The organism is Isoptericola hypogeus (assembly GCF_039531145.1).
Taxonomy (GTDB): domain Bacteria; phylum Actinomycetota; class Actinomycetes; order Actinomycetales; family Cellulomonadaceae; genus Isoptericola; species Isoptericola hypogeus.
In genome coordinates, this window is sequence record NZ_BAAAPM010000003.1 from 2,010,234 (window position 1) to 2,024,338 (window position 14,105).

The window sequence follows — 14,105 nt, forward strand, 5'->3', positions numbered from 1 at the left end:
GCGAGCCGGTCGGCGCCGTCGGCGAGCAGGGACTCCGCGACCCGGACACCGAGGGCGGTCGCGGCGTCGTCCCACGCGGCGGGGCCGTCGACGGCGGCGAGGGGTGTGGCGGCGGAGCAGGTGAGCTGCTCGGTGCCGTCCACGCGCGCGACCACGGCGGTGAGCTGCAGCTCGCCCGCCTCGACGCGGGCGTGCGCGCCGACCGGAGCGGCGCAGCCGGCTTCCAGGCGCGCGAGCACCGCGCGCTCGGCGAGCACCGCGAGGCGGGTGGGGCGGTGGTCGAGCGCGGCGAACGCCTCCGCCAGGGCAGATCCCCCGGCGAGGTCGGACGCGCGGGCCTCCACGGCGAGCGCCCCCTGGCCCGGCGCGGGGGCGACGACGTGCGTGTCGAGCACCTGTGTCACGACCGCCGTCCGGCCCAGCCGGGACAGGCCGGCGTAGGCGAGCACGACGGCGTCGAGGTCGGCCTCCGGGCCCTGGGCGCGGGCGAGCCGCGTCTCGACGTTGCCGCGGATGTCCACGAGCTCGACGTCGGGCCGCGCTGCCTGCACCAGCGCGGCGCGGCGCGGCGATCCGGTGCCGACCCGGGCGCCGCGGGGCAGCGTCTCCAGCGTGAGCCCGTCGCGGGCGCACAGGGCGTCGCGGGGGTCCTCGCGCTCGGGCGTCACGACCGTCAGCTCGGCCGGCTGCGCCGTGGGCAGGTCCTTGAGGGAGTGCACGGCGACGTCGCAGCGGCCGTCGAGCAGGGCCTCGCGCAGCGCGGTGACGAACACGCCGGTGCCGCCGAGCGACGCGAGCGAGCCGGTCTTCACGTCGCCCTCCGTGCGGATGCGCACCAGCTCGACGGGGCGGCCCAGCAGCTCCTCGAGCCGGCGCGCGACCATGCCGGACTGCGTGGTGGCGAGCGTGCTCCCGCGGGTACCGAGGCGCAGCGGTGCGGTGTCCGGGTTCGTGGGGCTCACCCGTCCAGTGTCGCGCAGCCGTCAGGGCTGTGGGCAACCGTGGCGGCGCCGGGAGGCCGATCTCACACGGTTGCTGTCACGTGGTCAGCACGCCGCGGGTTCCCGGGCGACCCGATCCACCCGGTAGAGCCTCCGGTGCTGCTGGAGGGCTCCCGGGGCGCTACCGGAGCACCGGAGGCTCTACCTCGCCGTCGGTTGGTCCTCGGAACAGCCTCAGAGGTCCTCGGTGGCCGCCTGGGCGTGGGCGACGACGGCGGCCAGCCCGGTCCCCGCGACCCAGCCGCCGGTGACGGCCAGCCCGGGCGTGCGACCGACGGCGTCCGCGAACGACGCGACCTGCGCGCGGTAGGCGGGGGTCGGCGGGGGGAGGGCGCCGTCCCAGCGCTGCAGCAGGTGGTCGCGCACTCGGTCGGTGAGGTCGACGCCGAGCAGCACGGAGGCGTCGCGCGCGGCCTCCTCGGCGGTGGGCGGCACCGTCGACGACCCGATCCGCCCGTACGACAGCCGCACGACGTGCGCCCCCGGCCCCGCAGCCGCGCGCACCCGCTCCGCCAGCCAGGGCCACTTCGCCGTCGCGTGCGTGAGGGCCTTGGCCCGGACGCCCTCCCCGCCCTGACCTGCGCCGTCGCCCGCAGCGGGCTCGTCGGGGGCGACGAGCATGCCCGAGCCGCGGGGGGCGTCGTCGAGCTCCGGGGCGTCGAGCAGGAGGGTCACGAGCCAGACGTCGGCGCCCCGCTCCGGGGCTGGCACGACCACGGCCGCGCCGTCGGCGGCGCCGTGGACCGCGTCGTCGCCCGGGTCGACCAGCCACGGCGCGAGCAGCGGCGCGACGGTCGGCGTCGTCACGACGAGCCTCGGCGCGGCGACCCGCGACCCCGCCGCCGTGCGCACCAGCCAGGTGCCGCCGGGCCCGGCGTCGAGGCGCTCGACCTCCGTCACCCGCTGGGCGACGCGCACCGCCGTGTGGATGGGGCCGGTCTGGTCGACCCGCGGGGAGTCGACCCACTCCTCGGCGCTCGCGGCGACCTCGCCGGTGAGCGCCTCGACGAGCGCGTGGATGCCCCCGTCGATGCCGCGGACGGCGGACCCGGCCGGTGCCGCGGCCCGCAGCGACGCGACCGCCCCGGACAGCGACGACTCGGCGGCGAACGCGTCCAGCAGCCCCGGCGCGACGGCCGCGACGTCGAGCCGGTCCAGCGGCGCGGAGTGCACGCCCGCCGCGACCGGGCCGACCAGCCGCTCGGTGACCCGCCGCCCCATCCGCGAGCGCACGAACGCTCCCAGGTCTGAGGTGTCGGCGACGAACCGGGGCAGCAGCCGGTCGAGCGCGGCCCGCGCGACGCCGGGCCACCCGATCGCGCGGCGCACGTCCGCCGCCCACGGCACCGACGGGATGCCGAGCAGGCCCGCGGCGGGCAGCGGGAAGGCGCGCCCGGCCGCGTACCCCCACGCGGACAGGGGCGCGGGGGCGACGACGTCGAGCCCCAGCTCGGCGACGAGCTCGGCGACCGCCGTCCCGCGCGCCGCGAACGACTCGGCCCCCAGGTCGAGCCGGAGCCGGGGCAGCGCACCGAACGCCCCACCTCGCACCGGGCCGCCCACGCGGTCGGCGGACTCGAGCACGACGACCCGCAGCCCACGGTGGGCCAGCGTGCGCGCGGCCACCAGCCCGCCGACGCCCCCGCCGACGACGACCGCGTCGACGATCTCGGGCGTCGAGGCGCCGGCCGCCGACGCCGACCGGGCAGGCGGGGGCACCTGGGCGGGAGGTGGGGTCACAGAGTGTGCACCAGCTCGACCACGCGCGTCAGGACGGCGGGGTCGGTCTCCGGCGGCACGCCGTGGCCGAGGTTGACGACGTGCCCGGGCGCGGCGGCGCCGCGGGCGACGACGTCCCGCACGTGCGCCTCCAGCACCGGCCAGGGGGCGCCGAGCAGCGCGGGGTCGAGGTTGCCCTGCACGGGCACGGCGCCGCCGGGGCCGCCGGCCAGCAGCGCGGCCGCCTCGTCGAGCGGGGTGCGGTAGTCGACCCCGACGACGGGGTGGGTGACGCCCGCGGCGGCGAGCACGTCGCGCATGGCGGGCAGCAGGTGGCCGGTGCCGGTGCCGAAGTGGATGCCGGGCACGCCGACGTCGGACGCCGCGCCGCCGGCGCCGGGCACCCGGATCCCCGCCACGTGGGCCAGCGCCCGCGTGGACGACGGCGCGACGTGGGCCGCGTAGTCGGCCAGCGACAGCGAGCCGGCCCAGGAGTCGAAGAGCTGCACGGCCGACGCGCCCGCGAGCACCTGTGCGCGCAGGAAGCGGCCGGTGAGGTCCGCGGTCCACGCGGTGAGGCGCGCCCAGGTCTCGGGGTCGGCGTGCATGAGGGTGCGCGCGGCGAGGTGGTCGCGCGACGGGCGGCCCTCCACGAGGTAGGCCGCGAGCGTGAACGGCGCGCCGCCGAACCCGATGAGCGGCACGACGGCGTCGCCGTCGACGCCGCGCGCGCCGGGCCGGTCGGCGTACCGGTGCCGGTCGGACAGCTCGGCGACGGTCCGGCCCACGGCCTCGGCGATCGGCTCCAGCGCCGCGTCGGTGAGCTCGCGCCCGACCAGCCGCTCCACGTCGTCGGCGGTGCGGTACGGCCGGTCCATGACGGGCCCGACGCCGGGCTTGATGTCCACGTCGACCCCGGCCAGGCGCAGCGGGACGACGATGTCGCTGAAGAAGATCGCGGCGTCCACCTGGTGCCGGCGCACGGGCTGGAGGGTGATCTCTGCCGCGAGGTGTGGCATGAGGCAGGACTCGAGCATCCCTATCCCCTGACGGACCTCGCGGTACTCCGGCAGCGACCGGCCGGCCTGCCGCATGAACCACACCGGGGTCGTGGACGGGCGGTCGCCCCGCAGCGCGCGCACGAGCGGAGCAGCGGACGTCCGGCCGTCGGCCAGCGGGTGGTCGGCGGGCAGGCGCGTCGGCAGGTCGTCGGGCGTCGCGGCCGGGAGCGTGGGGGATGTCACGGTCATCGATTCTGCCTCGCGCCGCCCACCCTCTTAAAGTTGGAGCACTGTGGCTCTCCTCTCCCTCACCGCATCCCACCGCGAGCTGGACCTCGACGCCCTCGAGCGACTGTCCACCGGCTCGGCGTCCGTGGGCCGCACGGTGGTGGGTTCCTGCGGGCCGGTGCAGGGGTCGGTCGTGATCTCCACGTGCAACCGGTTCGAGCTCTACCTGGACGTCGACGCGCCGCTCGACGGCGACGCCGTGCGGCACGCCACCCGGCACGTCGCCGAGCTGGTCGCCGCGAGCTCCGGGGTCTCCACCCGGGCGGCGGCCGAGTCGTTCACCGTGCGCAGCGGCCCGGAGGTGACCGAGCACCTGTTCGCCGTCTCGTCCGGCCTGGACTCGATGGTCGTGGGGGAGCGGGAGATCGCCGGGCAGGTGAAGCGCGCGCTGGCTGAGGCCCGCGCCGACGGCACGACTTCCAAGACCCTCGAGCTGCTGTTCCAGACGGCGTCCCGCACCTCCAAGCAGGTGGGCACCCGCACGGCCCTGGGCGCGGCCGGCCGGTCGGTCGTCTCGCTCGGGCTCGACCTCGCGGAGCGGGAGCTCGCCGTGGCGGCGGGGCCCGGCTGGCGCGGGGCGCGCGTCGTGCTCATCGGCACCGGCTCCTACGCGGGCGCCTCCGTCGCGGCGCTGCGGGCGCGCGGCTGCGGCGACGTCCGGGTCTACTCGCAGTCCGGCCGCGCCGAGCAGTTCGCCGCGTCGCACGACGTCGAGGCGGTAGGTCACGGCCCGGGCGGCCTGGTCGCCGCCCTCGCCGACGCCGACGTCGTGGTGTCCTGCTCCGGCGCCCGCGGACGCCGCACCGCCGCCGCGGTGGCGGAGGCCGGCGACGGGTCCCGCCCCGAGGCGTCCCTGGAGTACGTGCTCGACACCGCCGCGGTGGTGCGCGCCCGCGAGCGCGCGGCCGCCCTGGCGGGCGACCCTTCGACCGTTCGACGGGCTCACGGCGGCGCGGGCTCAGGGCACCGCGAGACCGGACGGCCGCTGGTCGTGCTGGACCTGGCGCTGCACCGCGACGTCGACCCGCGCGTGGCCGACGTCGAGGGCGTCCTGCTGTACGACCTGGGCACGCTCAAGGCGCACGCCCCCGCGGCCGCCGCCGGGGTCGCCGAGGCGCGGCGGATCGTCGACGACGCCGCGGCGGCGTTCGAGAAGACCCGGCTCGGCCGGGCCGCCGACGCCGCGGTCGTGGCCCTGCTCGACGAGGCCGAGGTCCGGATCCGCGCGGAGGTGGGCGCCGCCGCCGAGCGGCTCGCGGCCGAGCTCGCCCCGCGCGGCGAGGCTCCCGACGACTCCGACCTCGACGCCATCGCGCGCGACGTGCGCCGTCGGGTGCACTCCGCCCTGCACGGGCAGATCGTCGCCGTGCGCGCCGAGGCGCTCGGGCAGGCACGGGCGAGCGAGGCCGCCGTCGTCGCCGGCGCCGAGGCTCTCGTCCACGACGCGCAGCACAGCCGCACGCGCTGACTGCCTGACCTGCGCCGACGTGGCCGGCCGGCCGCCGCTCGGCCGAGCGTCAGCGGTGCCGAGAACGTCCCGGCCTGGCACGGTTCGACGGACGCGACCCAGATCACCCCGTTTCGACGCGCGCGTCCGGCATGCCGGCGATAGCGTGCGGACCGCGGAAACCCGGTCCGGGTGCCGGTTCCCGCCGAGAACCTGACCCGCAACGGAAGGACCCTGTTCGAGATGGACAGCTTCTGGGACTACATCCTCTTCCTCATCTGGATCTTCCTCTTCATCGCGTACCTGATGGTGCTGTTCCAGATCCTCTCGGACCTCTTCCGGGACCGGGACCTGAACGGCTGGCTGAAGGCGGTGTGGGTGGTCTTCCTGATCTTCATCCCGCTGCTCACTGCGCTCGTCTACCTCATCGCCCGCGGGCGTGGGATGGCGGAGCGTCAGGTCGCCGCGGTGAAGTCGGCGCGCGCGGACACCGAGGCCTACATCCAGTCGGTGGCGACCCAGTCGTCGCCGGCCGACCAGATCGCCTCGGCCAAGAAGCTCCTCGACGAGGGCTCGATCACGCCGCAGGAGTTCGAGCAGCTCAAGGCCAAGGCGTTGGCCTGATCGGAGGCTGAGCGGGCGGCCCCGGCCGCCCGCACCTCACCACGACGCCCGGTCCCGCATCCCGGGGGGCCGGGCGTCGTCGTGCCCGGGACCGGCTATATTGACGAACGTCGATGCGTAAGTTCGGCACCACCGCCCGCAGCCCGAGTCTGGAGCCCCGATGTCCGACAGTGCGCCGACCGATCCGTCGCCGTCCGCCCTGTTCGTCTGCGTGCACAACGCCGGTCGCTCCCAGATGGCCGCGGGCTTCTTGCGCGCCCTGTCGGGCGGCGCCGTCGAGGTCCGGTCCGCCGGCTCGATGCCCGCCGACCGCATCAATCCCGTCGCCGTCGAGGCGATGGCCGAGGCGGGGATCGACATCACCGCCGAGCAGCCCAAGGTGCTGACGACCGACGCCGTGCAGGCCTCGGACGTCGTCATCACCATGGGATGCGGCGACGCGTGCCCGATCTTCCCCGGCAAGCGGTACGAGGACTGGCAGCTCGACGACCCCGCGGGCCAGGGCCTGGACGCCGTGCGCCCGATCCGCGACGAGATCGAGCGCCGCGTGCGCGGGCTGCTCGCCTCCCTCGACGTGCCCGTCATCCCGCCCACCGCCTGACAGTGTGTGGTGAGCGCGAGCTTGGCCCACTTTCGCGACCGAAAGTGGGCATTCGCGCTCACAACGATGAGGGCTCGGCCGGCTCACCCCTCGCCATCGCCGGAGCGGCCGTGCGCGACGCCGGTGGCGAAGCCGACGCCCGCGCCCGCCGCGCCCGCCGCGCCGGGAGCGCCGATGCCCAGCGTGACGAGCTGCGGCTCGGCCGGGGCGCTGCCGCAGCACGACCCGGCCGCGGCCTCGCCGTCCGCCCCCAGCGCCAGGTCGGTGGAGCAGACGCCGGTGACCGGCAGGCTCAGCTCCACGGCGTCGGCCGCCCCGCGGTCGCCGGCGAGGGCCGCGGCGATCGAACGGACCTGCTCGTAGCCGGTGGCGAGCAGGAACGTCGGCGCGCGCCCGTACGACTTCATGCCGGCCAGGTAGAAGCCGTCGTCCGGGTGGGACAGCACGGCCTCGCCGTGCGGCGGGACGGTGCCGCACGAGTGCTGGTTGGGGTCGATGAGCGGCGCCAGCGCGCTCGGCGCCTCGACCACCGGGTCGAGGTCCAGGCGGACCTCGCGCAGCATGTCGAGGTCCGGCCGGAACCCGGTCGCGTTGACGATCGCGTGCACGTCGAGCGCCAGCGGCTCGTCCTTGGCGGTGCCGAGCACCCGCACCGTCCCGGGGCCGGGGACCAGCTGCTCGATCGACACCCGGGTCGACAGGCGGAGCCGGCCGGCGTCCACCGCCTCCCGGAGGCGGGTCCCCAGGAGGCCGCGGGCGGGGAGCTCGTCGTCGGTGCCGCCGCCGAACAGGCGCCGGGCGGAGCCGCCGCGGATCGCCCACGTGATCGTGGTGCCGGGTGCCTGCTCGGCGAGCTCGACCAGGCTCAGCAGCGTGTTCGCCGCCGAGTGGCCCATCCCGACGACCAGGGTGTGGTGGCCCGCGAAACGGTCGCGCTGCGTCCCCAGGACGTCGGGAAGCGGGCCCGTGACGAACGACGCGGCCGCGTCCTCGCCCGCGGCCGGCAGGCCGCTGACCCCGAGCGGGTTCGACGTCGAGAACGTCCCGGAGGCGTCGATCACCGCGCGGGCCGGCACGTCCGTGACCCGGCCCGCGGCGTCGACGGTCCGCACCCGGTAGCCCCGACGGTCGCGGCCGAGCGACCGCGTCTTGTCCGCGCCGTCGCGGGCGACGGCGAGCACCCGGGTGCCGGTGCGCAGCCGAGCGGCGATCGCGGGGGTGGCGGCCAGGGGCGCGAGGTAGCGCTCGACGAGCTCGGCGCCGGTCGGCAGGGCGTCCGGGTCGGGCTCGACCCAGCCGGAGCGCTCCAGGAGCCGGCGGGCCGCGGCGTCGACGTCGTAGCGCCACGGCGAGAAGAGCCGCACGTGCCCCCAGGAGGCGACGGCCGCGCCCGCCGCCGGGCCGGACTCCAGCACCAGCGGCTCCAGCCCGCGCTCCAGCAGGTGGGCGGCCGCCGCCAGCCCGACGGGGCCCGCCCCGATCACGACCACCGGAAGCTCGCCCCGCACCGTCTCGACCATCACGCACTCCTTCGTCGTCCCGACGCATCGACGAGCGTCGATGCCTGACGCGCCACAACGTATCCATGTTCTTCGATGCATGGCAAGATGGCGCCCATGACGACGATCGACCTGCCGGCGGTCCCTGCGGCCCCCGCCTCGGGCGACGCCGGGTGCTGCGGCCCGGCCGGGTCCCCGGTGGGCGCCGACGAGGCCGGCGACCTCGCCCGCACCTTCAAGGCGCTCGCGGACCCGGCCCGCGTACAGCTGCTGTCGATCGTGGCGACGGCGGACGGCGGCGAGGCGTGCGTCTGCGACCTCACCGAGCCCGTCGGGCTCGCGCAGCCCACGGTGAGCCACCACCTCAAGATCCTCGTCGACGCCGGACTGCTGAGCCGCGAGCAGCGCGGGCGGTGGGCGTACTACTCCCTCGTCCCCGCGGCGCTGGCCCAGATGGCCGACTCGCTCGTGGGGCTTGCCGACGCCGACGGTGCGCGCCGATAGCCTCGCCCGATGCGACTCGGCGTGATCGACATCGGCTCCAACACCGTGCACGTGCTCGTCATGGACGCGCGGCACGGCGCCCGGCCGGTGCCGCAGGTGTCGCAGAAGTCGACGGTGCGGCTCATGCGCTACCTCGAGCCGGACGGCTCGATCTCCGACGAGGGCGTCGCCGCGCTGACCGAGGCGGTCGGCCGCGCGGCCGAGGTGGGTCGCGAGCACGGGACGGGGGGCACGCTCGCGCTGGCCACGTCCGCGCTGCGGGAGGCCGCGAACGGCGCGCAGGTGCTCGCCGCGCTCACCGCGGAGGCCGGCGTCCCGATCGAGGTGCTGGCCGGCGACGACGAGGCGCGGCTGACGTTCCTCGCCGCGCGCCGCTGGTACGGCTGGGGCGCGGGCCGGCTGCTGCTGCTCGACATCGGCGGCGGCTCGCTCGAGATCGCCACGGGTGTGGACGAGGAGCCCGACGTCGCGCTGTCGCTCCCGCTCGGCGCCGGGCGCACCACGCGGGCGTTCCTCTTCGAGTCGGACCCGCCGGCGCCCCAGGACGTCGACCGGCTCCGCGAGCACGTGCGCGGCGTCCTCGCGGGCGCCGTCGCACCGGTGCGGGAGGCCCCCGCGCCGGACCACGTCGTCGCGACGTCCAAGACGTTCCGCTCCCTGGCCCGCCTCGCCGGGATGCCGCGCGACGTGCTCGGCCCCACGGGCCGGTGGCGCATGCGGCGCGAGCACCTCGAGGACTGGGTGCCGCGGCTGGCGCGGCTGTCGTCGGTGGACCGCACCGTGCTGCCCGGCATCGGGCCGGGCCGGGCACTGCAGATCGTCGCCGGGGGCGTCGTCGCCGAGGAGACCATGCGCGCGCTCGGCGTCGACGAGGTCGAGATCTGCCCGTGGGCCCTGCGCGAGGGAGCCATCCTCCGGCGCCTCGACCACCTGTAGAGGGCGGTCACCAGGTGGCGTGGTCCGTGCCCCAGGGGTGCGCGGGCGCGCGGTGGTCGTCGGCGCCGGGCAGCGCGGGCCGCGCGGTCGTGACGCGCGGCTGGTGCCCGTGGCTCACGACCGTGCCCGACGGCGGGACGGCGGGCGGCGGGTGCGCGCGGTCCCGCCCGTCGGCGTCCAGCAGCCACGCGGCGGTGCGGGCGAGGGCGGCGTCGACGTCGCGGCCCCGACCGTCCCGGGACCGCGCCCGGAGCGCGTCGACGACGCCGGCAGCGAGCAGGTAGCCGGTCGCGTGGTCGAGGGCCTGCGCGGGCAGCGCGCCGGGGGTGACGCCGTCCGCCGAGGAGACCAGCGCGATCCCCGACGCCGCCTGCACGATCGAGTCGAAGCCGCGCCGCCGCGCCCACGGTCCGGCGTCGCCCCACGCGGTCACGCGTGCCCGCACGACCCCGGGCGGCAGGCGCAGCCCGAAGGCCTCCAGCGCGCCGGGCCGGTACCCGGTGACGAGCACGTCGGCGTCGTCGAGCAGGGCCTGGGCGCGCTCCCGGTCGCCGGGGTCGTGCAGGTCGAGCAGGGTGCTGCGCTTGCCCTGCCCGGTGTCGAGGTGCTGCCAGCGGATCTCCGCCGGCACCGGCGGGTCGACGCGCAGCACGTCGGCGCCCAGCTGCGCGAGCGCGCGCGTGGCGACCGGCCCGGCGATGACCCGCGTGAGGTCGAGCACCCGCACGCCCGCGAGCGGGGCCGGGCCGCCGGGGAGCGGGCCGGCGCCGTCGGGCGGACCGGCGAGCGTGTCGGCGCGGCGCGCCGTCCGGACGAGCGGCCGGTCCCACGCGGCCGCGCCCGGCTCCGACCCCCGCCACTCCTCCTCCGCGCGGACCCGCACGACGATCGCGCCCGCGGCCGCGGCGTCATCCTCCAGCGCCGCGGCGGAGGCGGCCGCGAGCCGGTCCGCGACCTCGTCCCGGCCGGCGCCGTCGTGCACGCCCAGCAGGTGCAGCAGGCGGGCGCGATGGTGCGGGTAGTTGGCGTGCGTACGCACCCAGCCGTCGGCCGTGCGGAAGAACCCGGACAGCGGGGCGAAGCCGTCGACCGGGCGGCCGTCGAGGCGCAGCAGCCGGTCGGAGCCGAACGCGGCCGCGACGCGCGCCGGGTCGGGACCGGACGTCACGAGCGTGCCCGTGGCCCCCGCCCGCGCGGCCGCCGCGCCCAGCGCCGCGACCGCGCCGAGCGCCAGGTCCAGCACCGGGAGCGTGGCGGCGAGCCACGCGTCCCGCTCGCCCTGCGGCGGGGGCGGGCTGGACGGCTCGACGGCGTCGTCGCCCAGGCCCGACTCGTACTCCGCCACCAGGCGGCGCCACTGCTCCACCCCTCGACGCTACGGCGCGCGCCGCGAGCATGCCGCCCCGGGTCTTGCCGCGGCCCGGGGTCTGTGGGGGAATGGGCCGGTGACCGGGCCGGCAGACAGCGACGAGTGCATCCTCACCTTCGACGTCGGCAAGACCGGCTGCCGCGCGGCGACCTGGTCGGGCGGGGCCCGCTCGGTCGAGGCGGAGGGCCCCGGCCCGGTCGGGCTGGCCGGCGCCGACGGTACGCGCGCGGCGCTCGCGAGCATCGACGCCGTCGTGGCGCAGCCCGCCCTCGCGGGCGCCCTCGGCGCGCGGCAGGGCGGCGGGCCGGGCGGTGGGCCGGGTCCGGGTGCGGCACAGCACGCGACCCCCGCCGTCGTCGTCGCCGGGCTCGCCGGCCTGCTGAGCGCACCGGAGCAGGCCGGGGCCCTGCTGGACGGCCTGTCCGCGCGGTACCCGGGCGCGCGGGTCGTCGTCACCAGCGACGCGATCACGTCGCACGCGGGCGCCCTGTCCGGGGGCCCCGGCGTTGTCCTCGCGGCCGGGACGGGCACGAGCGCGGTGGGCGTCGGGGCCGACGGGGTGCTGCACCTCGTGGACGGCTGGGGCTACCTGCTCGGCGACGCCGGCAGCGGGTACGCGATCGGCCGCGCCGGGATCGACGCGGCGCTGCGCGAGGACGACGGCCGCGGGGGCAGCGCCGCGCTGCTGGCCCGGCTGGTGACGCGCTGGGGCGACCCGCGCGCGGCGGCGCGCGCCGTGCACGGCGCCGAGAACCCGGCCCGGGTGGTGGCGGGGTTCGCCCGCGACGTCTTCGACGCCGCCGGCGCCGGGGACCCGGTCGCGGCCAGGATCTGCGAGCGCGCGGCCGACGACCTGGCCGGCACCGCCGCCGTCGCCGGCGGGCGGCCCCGCCTGGGCGCCGCACCGGTCGTCGCGACGACGGGCGGGCTGCTGCGCGCCGACGCGCTCGCCGCGCCCTTCGACCGCAGGCTGGCGGATCGCCTGCCGGGGGCCCGGCGGCAGGCGCCCGACGGCGACGCGCTGGCGGGCGCGTACCTGCTGGCCGCGCGCGACGACCTGCCGCACCTGCGCGCGGGCGGCACCGCCGTACGCCCGGCGGGAGGCCCGGCCCCCGCGAGCGGCCCGGCCCCCGCGAGCCGATAGGATCCCCGCATGGTCTCCAGTACCCAGTCCGAGGTCGTGCTGCGTCCGTTCGAAGGTCTCCCGGGGGAGGCGGACTGGGTCGCGCTGCGCGAGATCGTCCCCTCCGCCACCGCCACGGCGCGCACCACGGCTGACCGCGGCGGTCGCGACGTCGTCGTCACGACCGTCCTGCCGGGCGGCTGGTGCGCGCTGCACCGCGAGGACGGCACGGTCCTGCTCGCGCTGCACGGGATGGGCAGCTCGGACGACCTGAGCCGGGACCTCGCCGCCGCGCTGCTCGCCGCGATCGCGGCCGAGCCGGGCACGGGCGTGCTGCCCGAGGAGCTGCCGGCCCGCGGCGCCGACGACCCCCGCCTGCAGGACGTGCTCGACCTGGAGGTGGCGTTCGACGTCACCGTGCACGACGGCTACGACTACTGGCTCGACTCGGCGTCGGAGATCACCGACGAGGTGCGCGAGTCGCTCGAGGAGGCCGCCGAGGCCTCGATCCCCACCGTGAAGCTGGCCGCCGTGCCGTCCGCCTACTGGTGCCGCATGTCGAAGGAGTTCCTGCGCTGGGCCCGCACGGAGGACGAGGACCGCGTGGTCGACGCCGTCGCGCGCCTGCACGCCCGCCGCGAGTCGGGGCTGGCCGGCGGCAAGTTCCTCGGCATGTTCCGCGCGTGCGGCCTCGTCGTCCCCGTGTGGGAGCTGCCGCGCGGCACCGAGGCGGCCGAGCTCGAGGAGCCGGTGGCGGACCTCGCGCGGCGCCTCGACGAGGCGCTCGCGACCGACGCGCCGCTGGATGCGAACGAACGGCGCGCCAGGGCCGGTATCGTCTCGCGACAGGTGACGCTCCGCTGACGTCGGCGGGCTCCCCGAGATCTTCACCCCGCGTCCCGCTTCACACCGTTTCTTGACCAGGTTCGGGGACGACGGGGGAGTACAGTCGTGCCGGGAAAACGTCGCACATGCGAACCCCGGTGATTCGGCCAAGAATCGTCGTCGAGCACCACGTCATCGAGGGCAACGGGCAGGGAGTCGTGAACACGGACCAGGGCGTCACCTCCACGGGCGCCGGCGTGGCGTCCACCGGCGAGCGCGGACCGGGGCCGACGGTCGCGACGCGCACGGGCGTGCTGCCGGTCGCGAAGACCCCCCGGCCCCCGGCGGGGCAGGGGCGGCGCAACACCCAGCGCGTCGCCGTCATCATCCCCGCCAAGGACGAGGCGCAGCGCATCGCGTCGACCGTGCGCGCCGCACGAGCCATCCCGCACGTCGACCTGGTGCTCGTGGTCGACGACGGGTCGACGGACGACACCCAGCACGTCGCCCGCGACGCCGGGGCCGTCGTCGTGCGGCACTCGCACAACCGCGGCAAGGCGGCCGCGATGGAGACGGGCGCGGCGGTGGTCGCCATGCGCGACGCCGACGGCCGCGCGCCGCGGCTGCTGCTCTTCGTCGACGGGGACCTCGGCGACACCGCCGTGAACACCGCCCCGCTCGTCGCCCCGGTGCGCGAGGGCGTGGCCGACCTGGCGATCGCGCTCCTGCCCCGGCAGACCGGGGCCGGCGGTCGCGGCATCGTCGTCGGCACCGCGCGCCGCGCCATCCAGCACCTCACCGGCTGGAGCCCCACCCAGCCGTTGTCCGGGATGCGCTGCCTCACGCGTGAGGCGTTCGAGGCCGCGACGCCGCTGGCGCACGGCTGGGGCGTCGAGACCGGCATGACGATCGACCTCCTGCGTGCGGGCTACGTGGCGGTCGAGGTGCCGTGCGACCTCAAGCACCGCGCGTCGACCAACGACCTCAAGGGGCAGGTGCACCGCGCCGCCCAGTACCGCGACGTCATCCTCGCCGTGAACGCGCGCCGCGTGCGCGGGGCCGTCGCCGCCGTGCGCGGCATCGGCCGCGACCACGCCCGCAGCTGAGCCGCCGCCGACCGTCGCCCCGGCCGACCGTCGTGCGTCGACATCCCACCCGGCCGTGGCTA

The 14,105-nt window shown here is 77.4% G+C and carries 13 protein-coding genes; 8 read left to right on the forward strand and 5 right to left on the reverse strand.

All coding sequences use genetic code 11. From position 1 onward, the window contains the following. The 3 genes from hemC to hemE form a co-directional block, all read right to left on the reverse strand. The coding region (gene hemC / locus ABD254_RS11230) for a hydroxymethylbilane synthase (RefSeq protein ID WP_344248544.1) at positions 1 to 884 on the reverse strand (884 nt) is incomplete at its 3' end. 291 nt (positions 885 to 1,175) lie between these two features. Next, positions 1,176 to 2,741 (reverse strand): protoporphyrinogen/coproporphyrinogen oxidase, encoded by a 1,566-nt coding sequence (locus ABD254_RS11235; RefSeq protein ID WP_344248437.1) that lies wholly within the window; start codon positions 2,739 to 2,741, stop codon positions 1,176 to 1,178. Then, complete coding sequence (gene hemE, locus ABD254_RS11240) at positions 2,738 to 3,970, reverse strand: uroporphyrinogen decarboxylase (RefSeq protein ID WP_344248438.1); 1,233 nt, start codon at positions 3,968 to 3,970, stop codon at positions 2,738 to 2,740. Before hemE ends, ABD254_RS11235 begins: the two co-directional genes overlap by 4 nt. 43 nt (positions 3,971 to 4,013) lie before the next feature. Here hemE and ABD254_RS11245 point away from each other — a divergent pair, with 43 nt between their 5' ends. The 3 genes from ABD254_RS11245 to ABD254_RS11255 all read left to right on the forward strand — a co-directional run bounded on the left by ABD254_RS11245 (position 4,014) and on the right by ABD254_RS11255 (position 6,681). Continuing rightward, positions 4,014 to 5,477: a glutamyl-tRNA reductase gene (locus tag ABD254_RS11245; RefSeq protein ID WP_344248439.1), complete on the forward strand. Its 1,464-nt coding sequence runs from the start codon at positions 4,014 to 4,016 to the stop codon at positions 5,475 to 5,477. Between the two features lie 222 nt (positions 5,478 to 5,699). Further along, positions 5,700 to 6,080 carry an SHOCT domain-containing protein gene (locus ABD254_RS11250; RefSeq protein WP_344248440.1) on the forward strand — a complete coding sequence of 127 codons (381 nt, stop codon included), beginning with the start codon at positions 5,700 to 5,702 and terminating at the stop codon, positions 6,078 to 6,080. A gap of 160 nt (positions 6,081 to 6,240) precedes the next feature. Further along, positions 6,241 to 6,681, forward strand: coding sequence for an arsenate reductase ArsC (locus ABD254_RS11255; RefSeq protein ID WP_344248441.1), 441 nt, complete (start codon positions 6,241 to 6,243; stop codon positions 6,679 to 6,681). An 83-nt stretch (positions 6,682 to 6,764) separates the two neighbouring features. On the opposite strand, the gene ABD254_RS11260 is transcribed toward ABD254_RS11255, so the two are convergent. Next, positions 6,765 to 8,201, reverse strand: coding sequence for an FAD-dependent oxidoreductase (locus ABD254_RS11260; protein ID WP_344248442.1), 1,437 nt, complete (start codon positions 8,199 to 8,201; stop codon positions 6,765 to 6,767). A gap of 96 nt (positions 8,202 to 8,297) precedes the next feature. Between ABD254_RS11260 and ABD254_RS11265 the strand changes: the two genes are divergently transcribed. Together ABD254_RS11265 and ABD254_RS11270 are read left to right on the forward strand one after the other, a co-directional pair. Beyond that, complete coding sequence (locus ABD254_RS11265) at positions 8,298 to 8,684, forward strand: ArsR/SmtB family transcription factor (protein WP_344248443.1); 387 nt, start codon at positions 8,298 to 8,300, stop codon at positions 8,682 to 8,684. Positions 8,685 to 8,693: 9 nt separating this feature from the next. After that, positions 8,694 to 9,620: a Ppx/GppA phosphatase family protein gene (locus ABD254_RS11270; RefSeq protein WP_344248444.1), complete on the forward strand. Its 927-nt coding sequence runs from the start codon at positions 8,694 to 8,696 to the stop codon at positions 9,618 to 9,620. A gap of 7 nt (positions 9,621 to 9,627) precedes the next feature. Here ABD254_RS11270 and ABD254_RS11275 read toward each other — a convergent pair whose 3' ends face one another. Beyond that, positions 9,628 to 10,986, reverse strand: coding sequence for a CoA transferase (locus ABD254_RS11275; protein ID WP_344248445.1), 1,359 nt, complete (start codon positions 10,984 to 10,986; stop codon positions 9,628 to 9,630). 79 nt (positions 10,987 to 11,065) lie between these two features. Between ABD254_RS11275 and ABD254_RS11280 the strand changes: the two genes are divergently transcribed. From ABD254_RS11280 to ABD254_RS11290, 3 genes are all read left to right on the forward strand, one after another. Further along, a complete protein-coding gene (locus tag ABD254_RS11280; RefSeq protein WP_344248446.1) occupies positions 11,066 to 12,133 on the forward strand; it encodes an N-acetylglucosamine kinase in 1,068 nt (355 codons plus the stop codon). A 9-nt stretch (positions 12,134 to 12,142) separates the two neighbouring features. Further along, positions 12,143 to 12,976: a DUF5926 family protein gene (locus ABD254_RS11285; protein ID WP_344248447.1), complete on the forward strand. Its 834-nt coding sequence runs from the start codon at positions 12,143 to 12,145 to the stop codon at positions 12,974 to 12,976. 218 nt (positions 12,977 to 13,194) lie between these two features. After that, the gene (locus ABD254_RS11290) at positions 13,195 to 14,043 is read left to right on the forward strand and encodes a glycosyltransferase family 2 protein (RefSeq protein WP_425553743.1); all 849 of its coding nucleotides are present in this window, start codon (positions 13,195 to 13,197) and stop codon (positions 14,041 to 14,043) included. Positions 14,044 to 14,105: the final 62 nt, after the last annotated feature.

Excerpts from the sequence above, each read along its gene's own strand:
- hemE (WP_344248438.1), bottom strand. The coding sequence starts at position 3,970 with ATGACCGTGACATCCCCCACGCTCCCGGCCGCGACGCCCGACGACCTG.
- ABD254_RS11250 (WP_344248440.1), top strand. The coding sequence starts at position 5,700 with ATGGACAGCTTCTGGGACTACATCCTCTTCCTCATCTGGATCTTCCTC.
- ABD254_RS11255 (WP_344248441.1), top strand. The coding sequence starts at position 6,241 with ATGTCCGACAGTGCGCCGACCGATCCGTCGCCGTCCGCCCTGTTCGTC.
- ABD254_RS11260 (WP_344248442.1), bottom strand. The coding sequence starts at position 8,201 with ATGGTCGAGACGGTGCGGGGCGAGCTTCCGGTGGTCGTGATCGGGGCG.
- ABD254_RS11265 (WP_344248443.1), top strand. The coding sequence starts at position 8,298 with ATGACGACGATCGACCTGCCGGCGGTCCCTGCGGCCCCCGCCTCGGGC.
- ABD254_RS11270 (WP_344248444.1), top strand. The coding sequence starts at position 8,694 with ATGCGACTCGGCGTGATCGACATCGGCTCCAACACCGTGCACGTGCTC.
- ABD254_RS11285 (WP_344248447.1), top strand. The coding sequence starts at position 12,143 with ATGGTCTCCAGTACCCAGTCCGAGGTCGTGCTGCGTCCGTTCGAAGGT.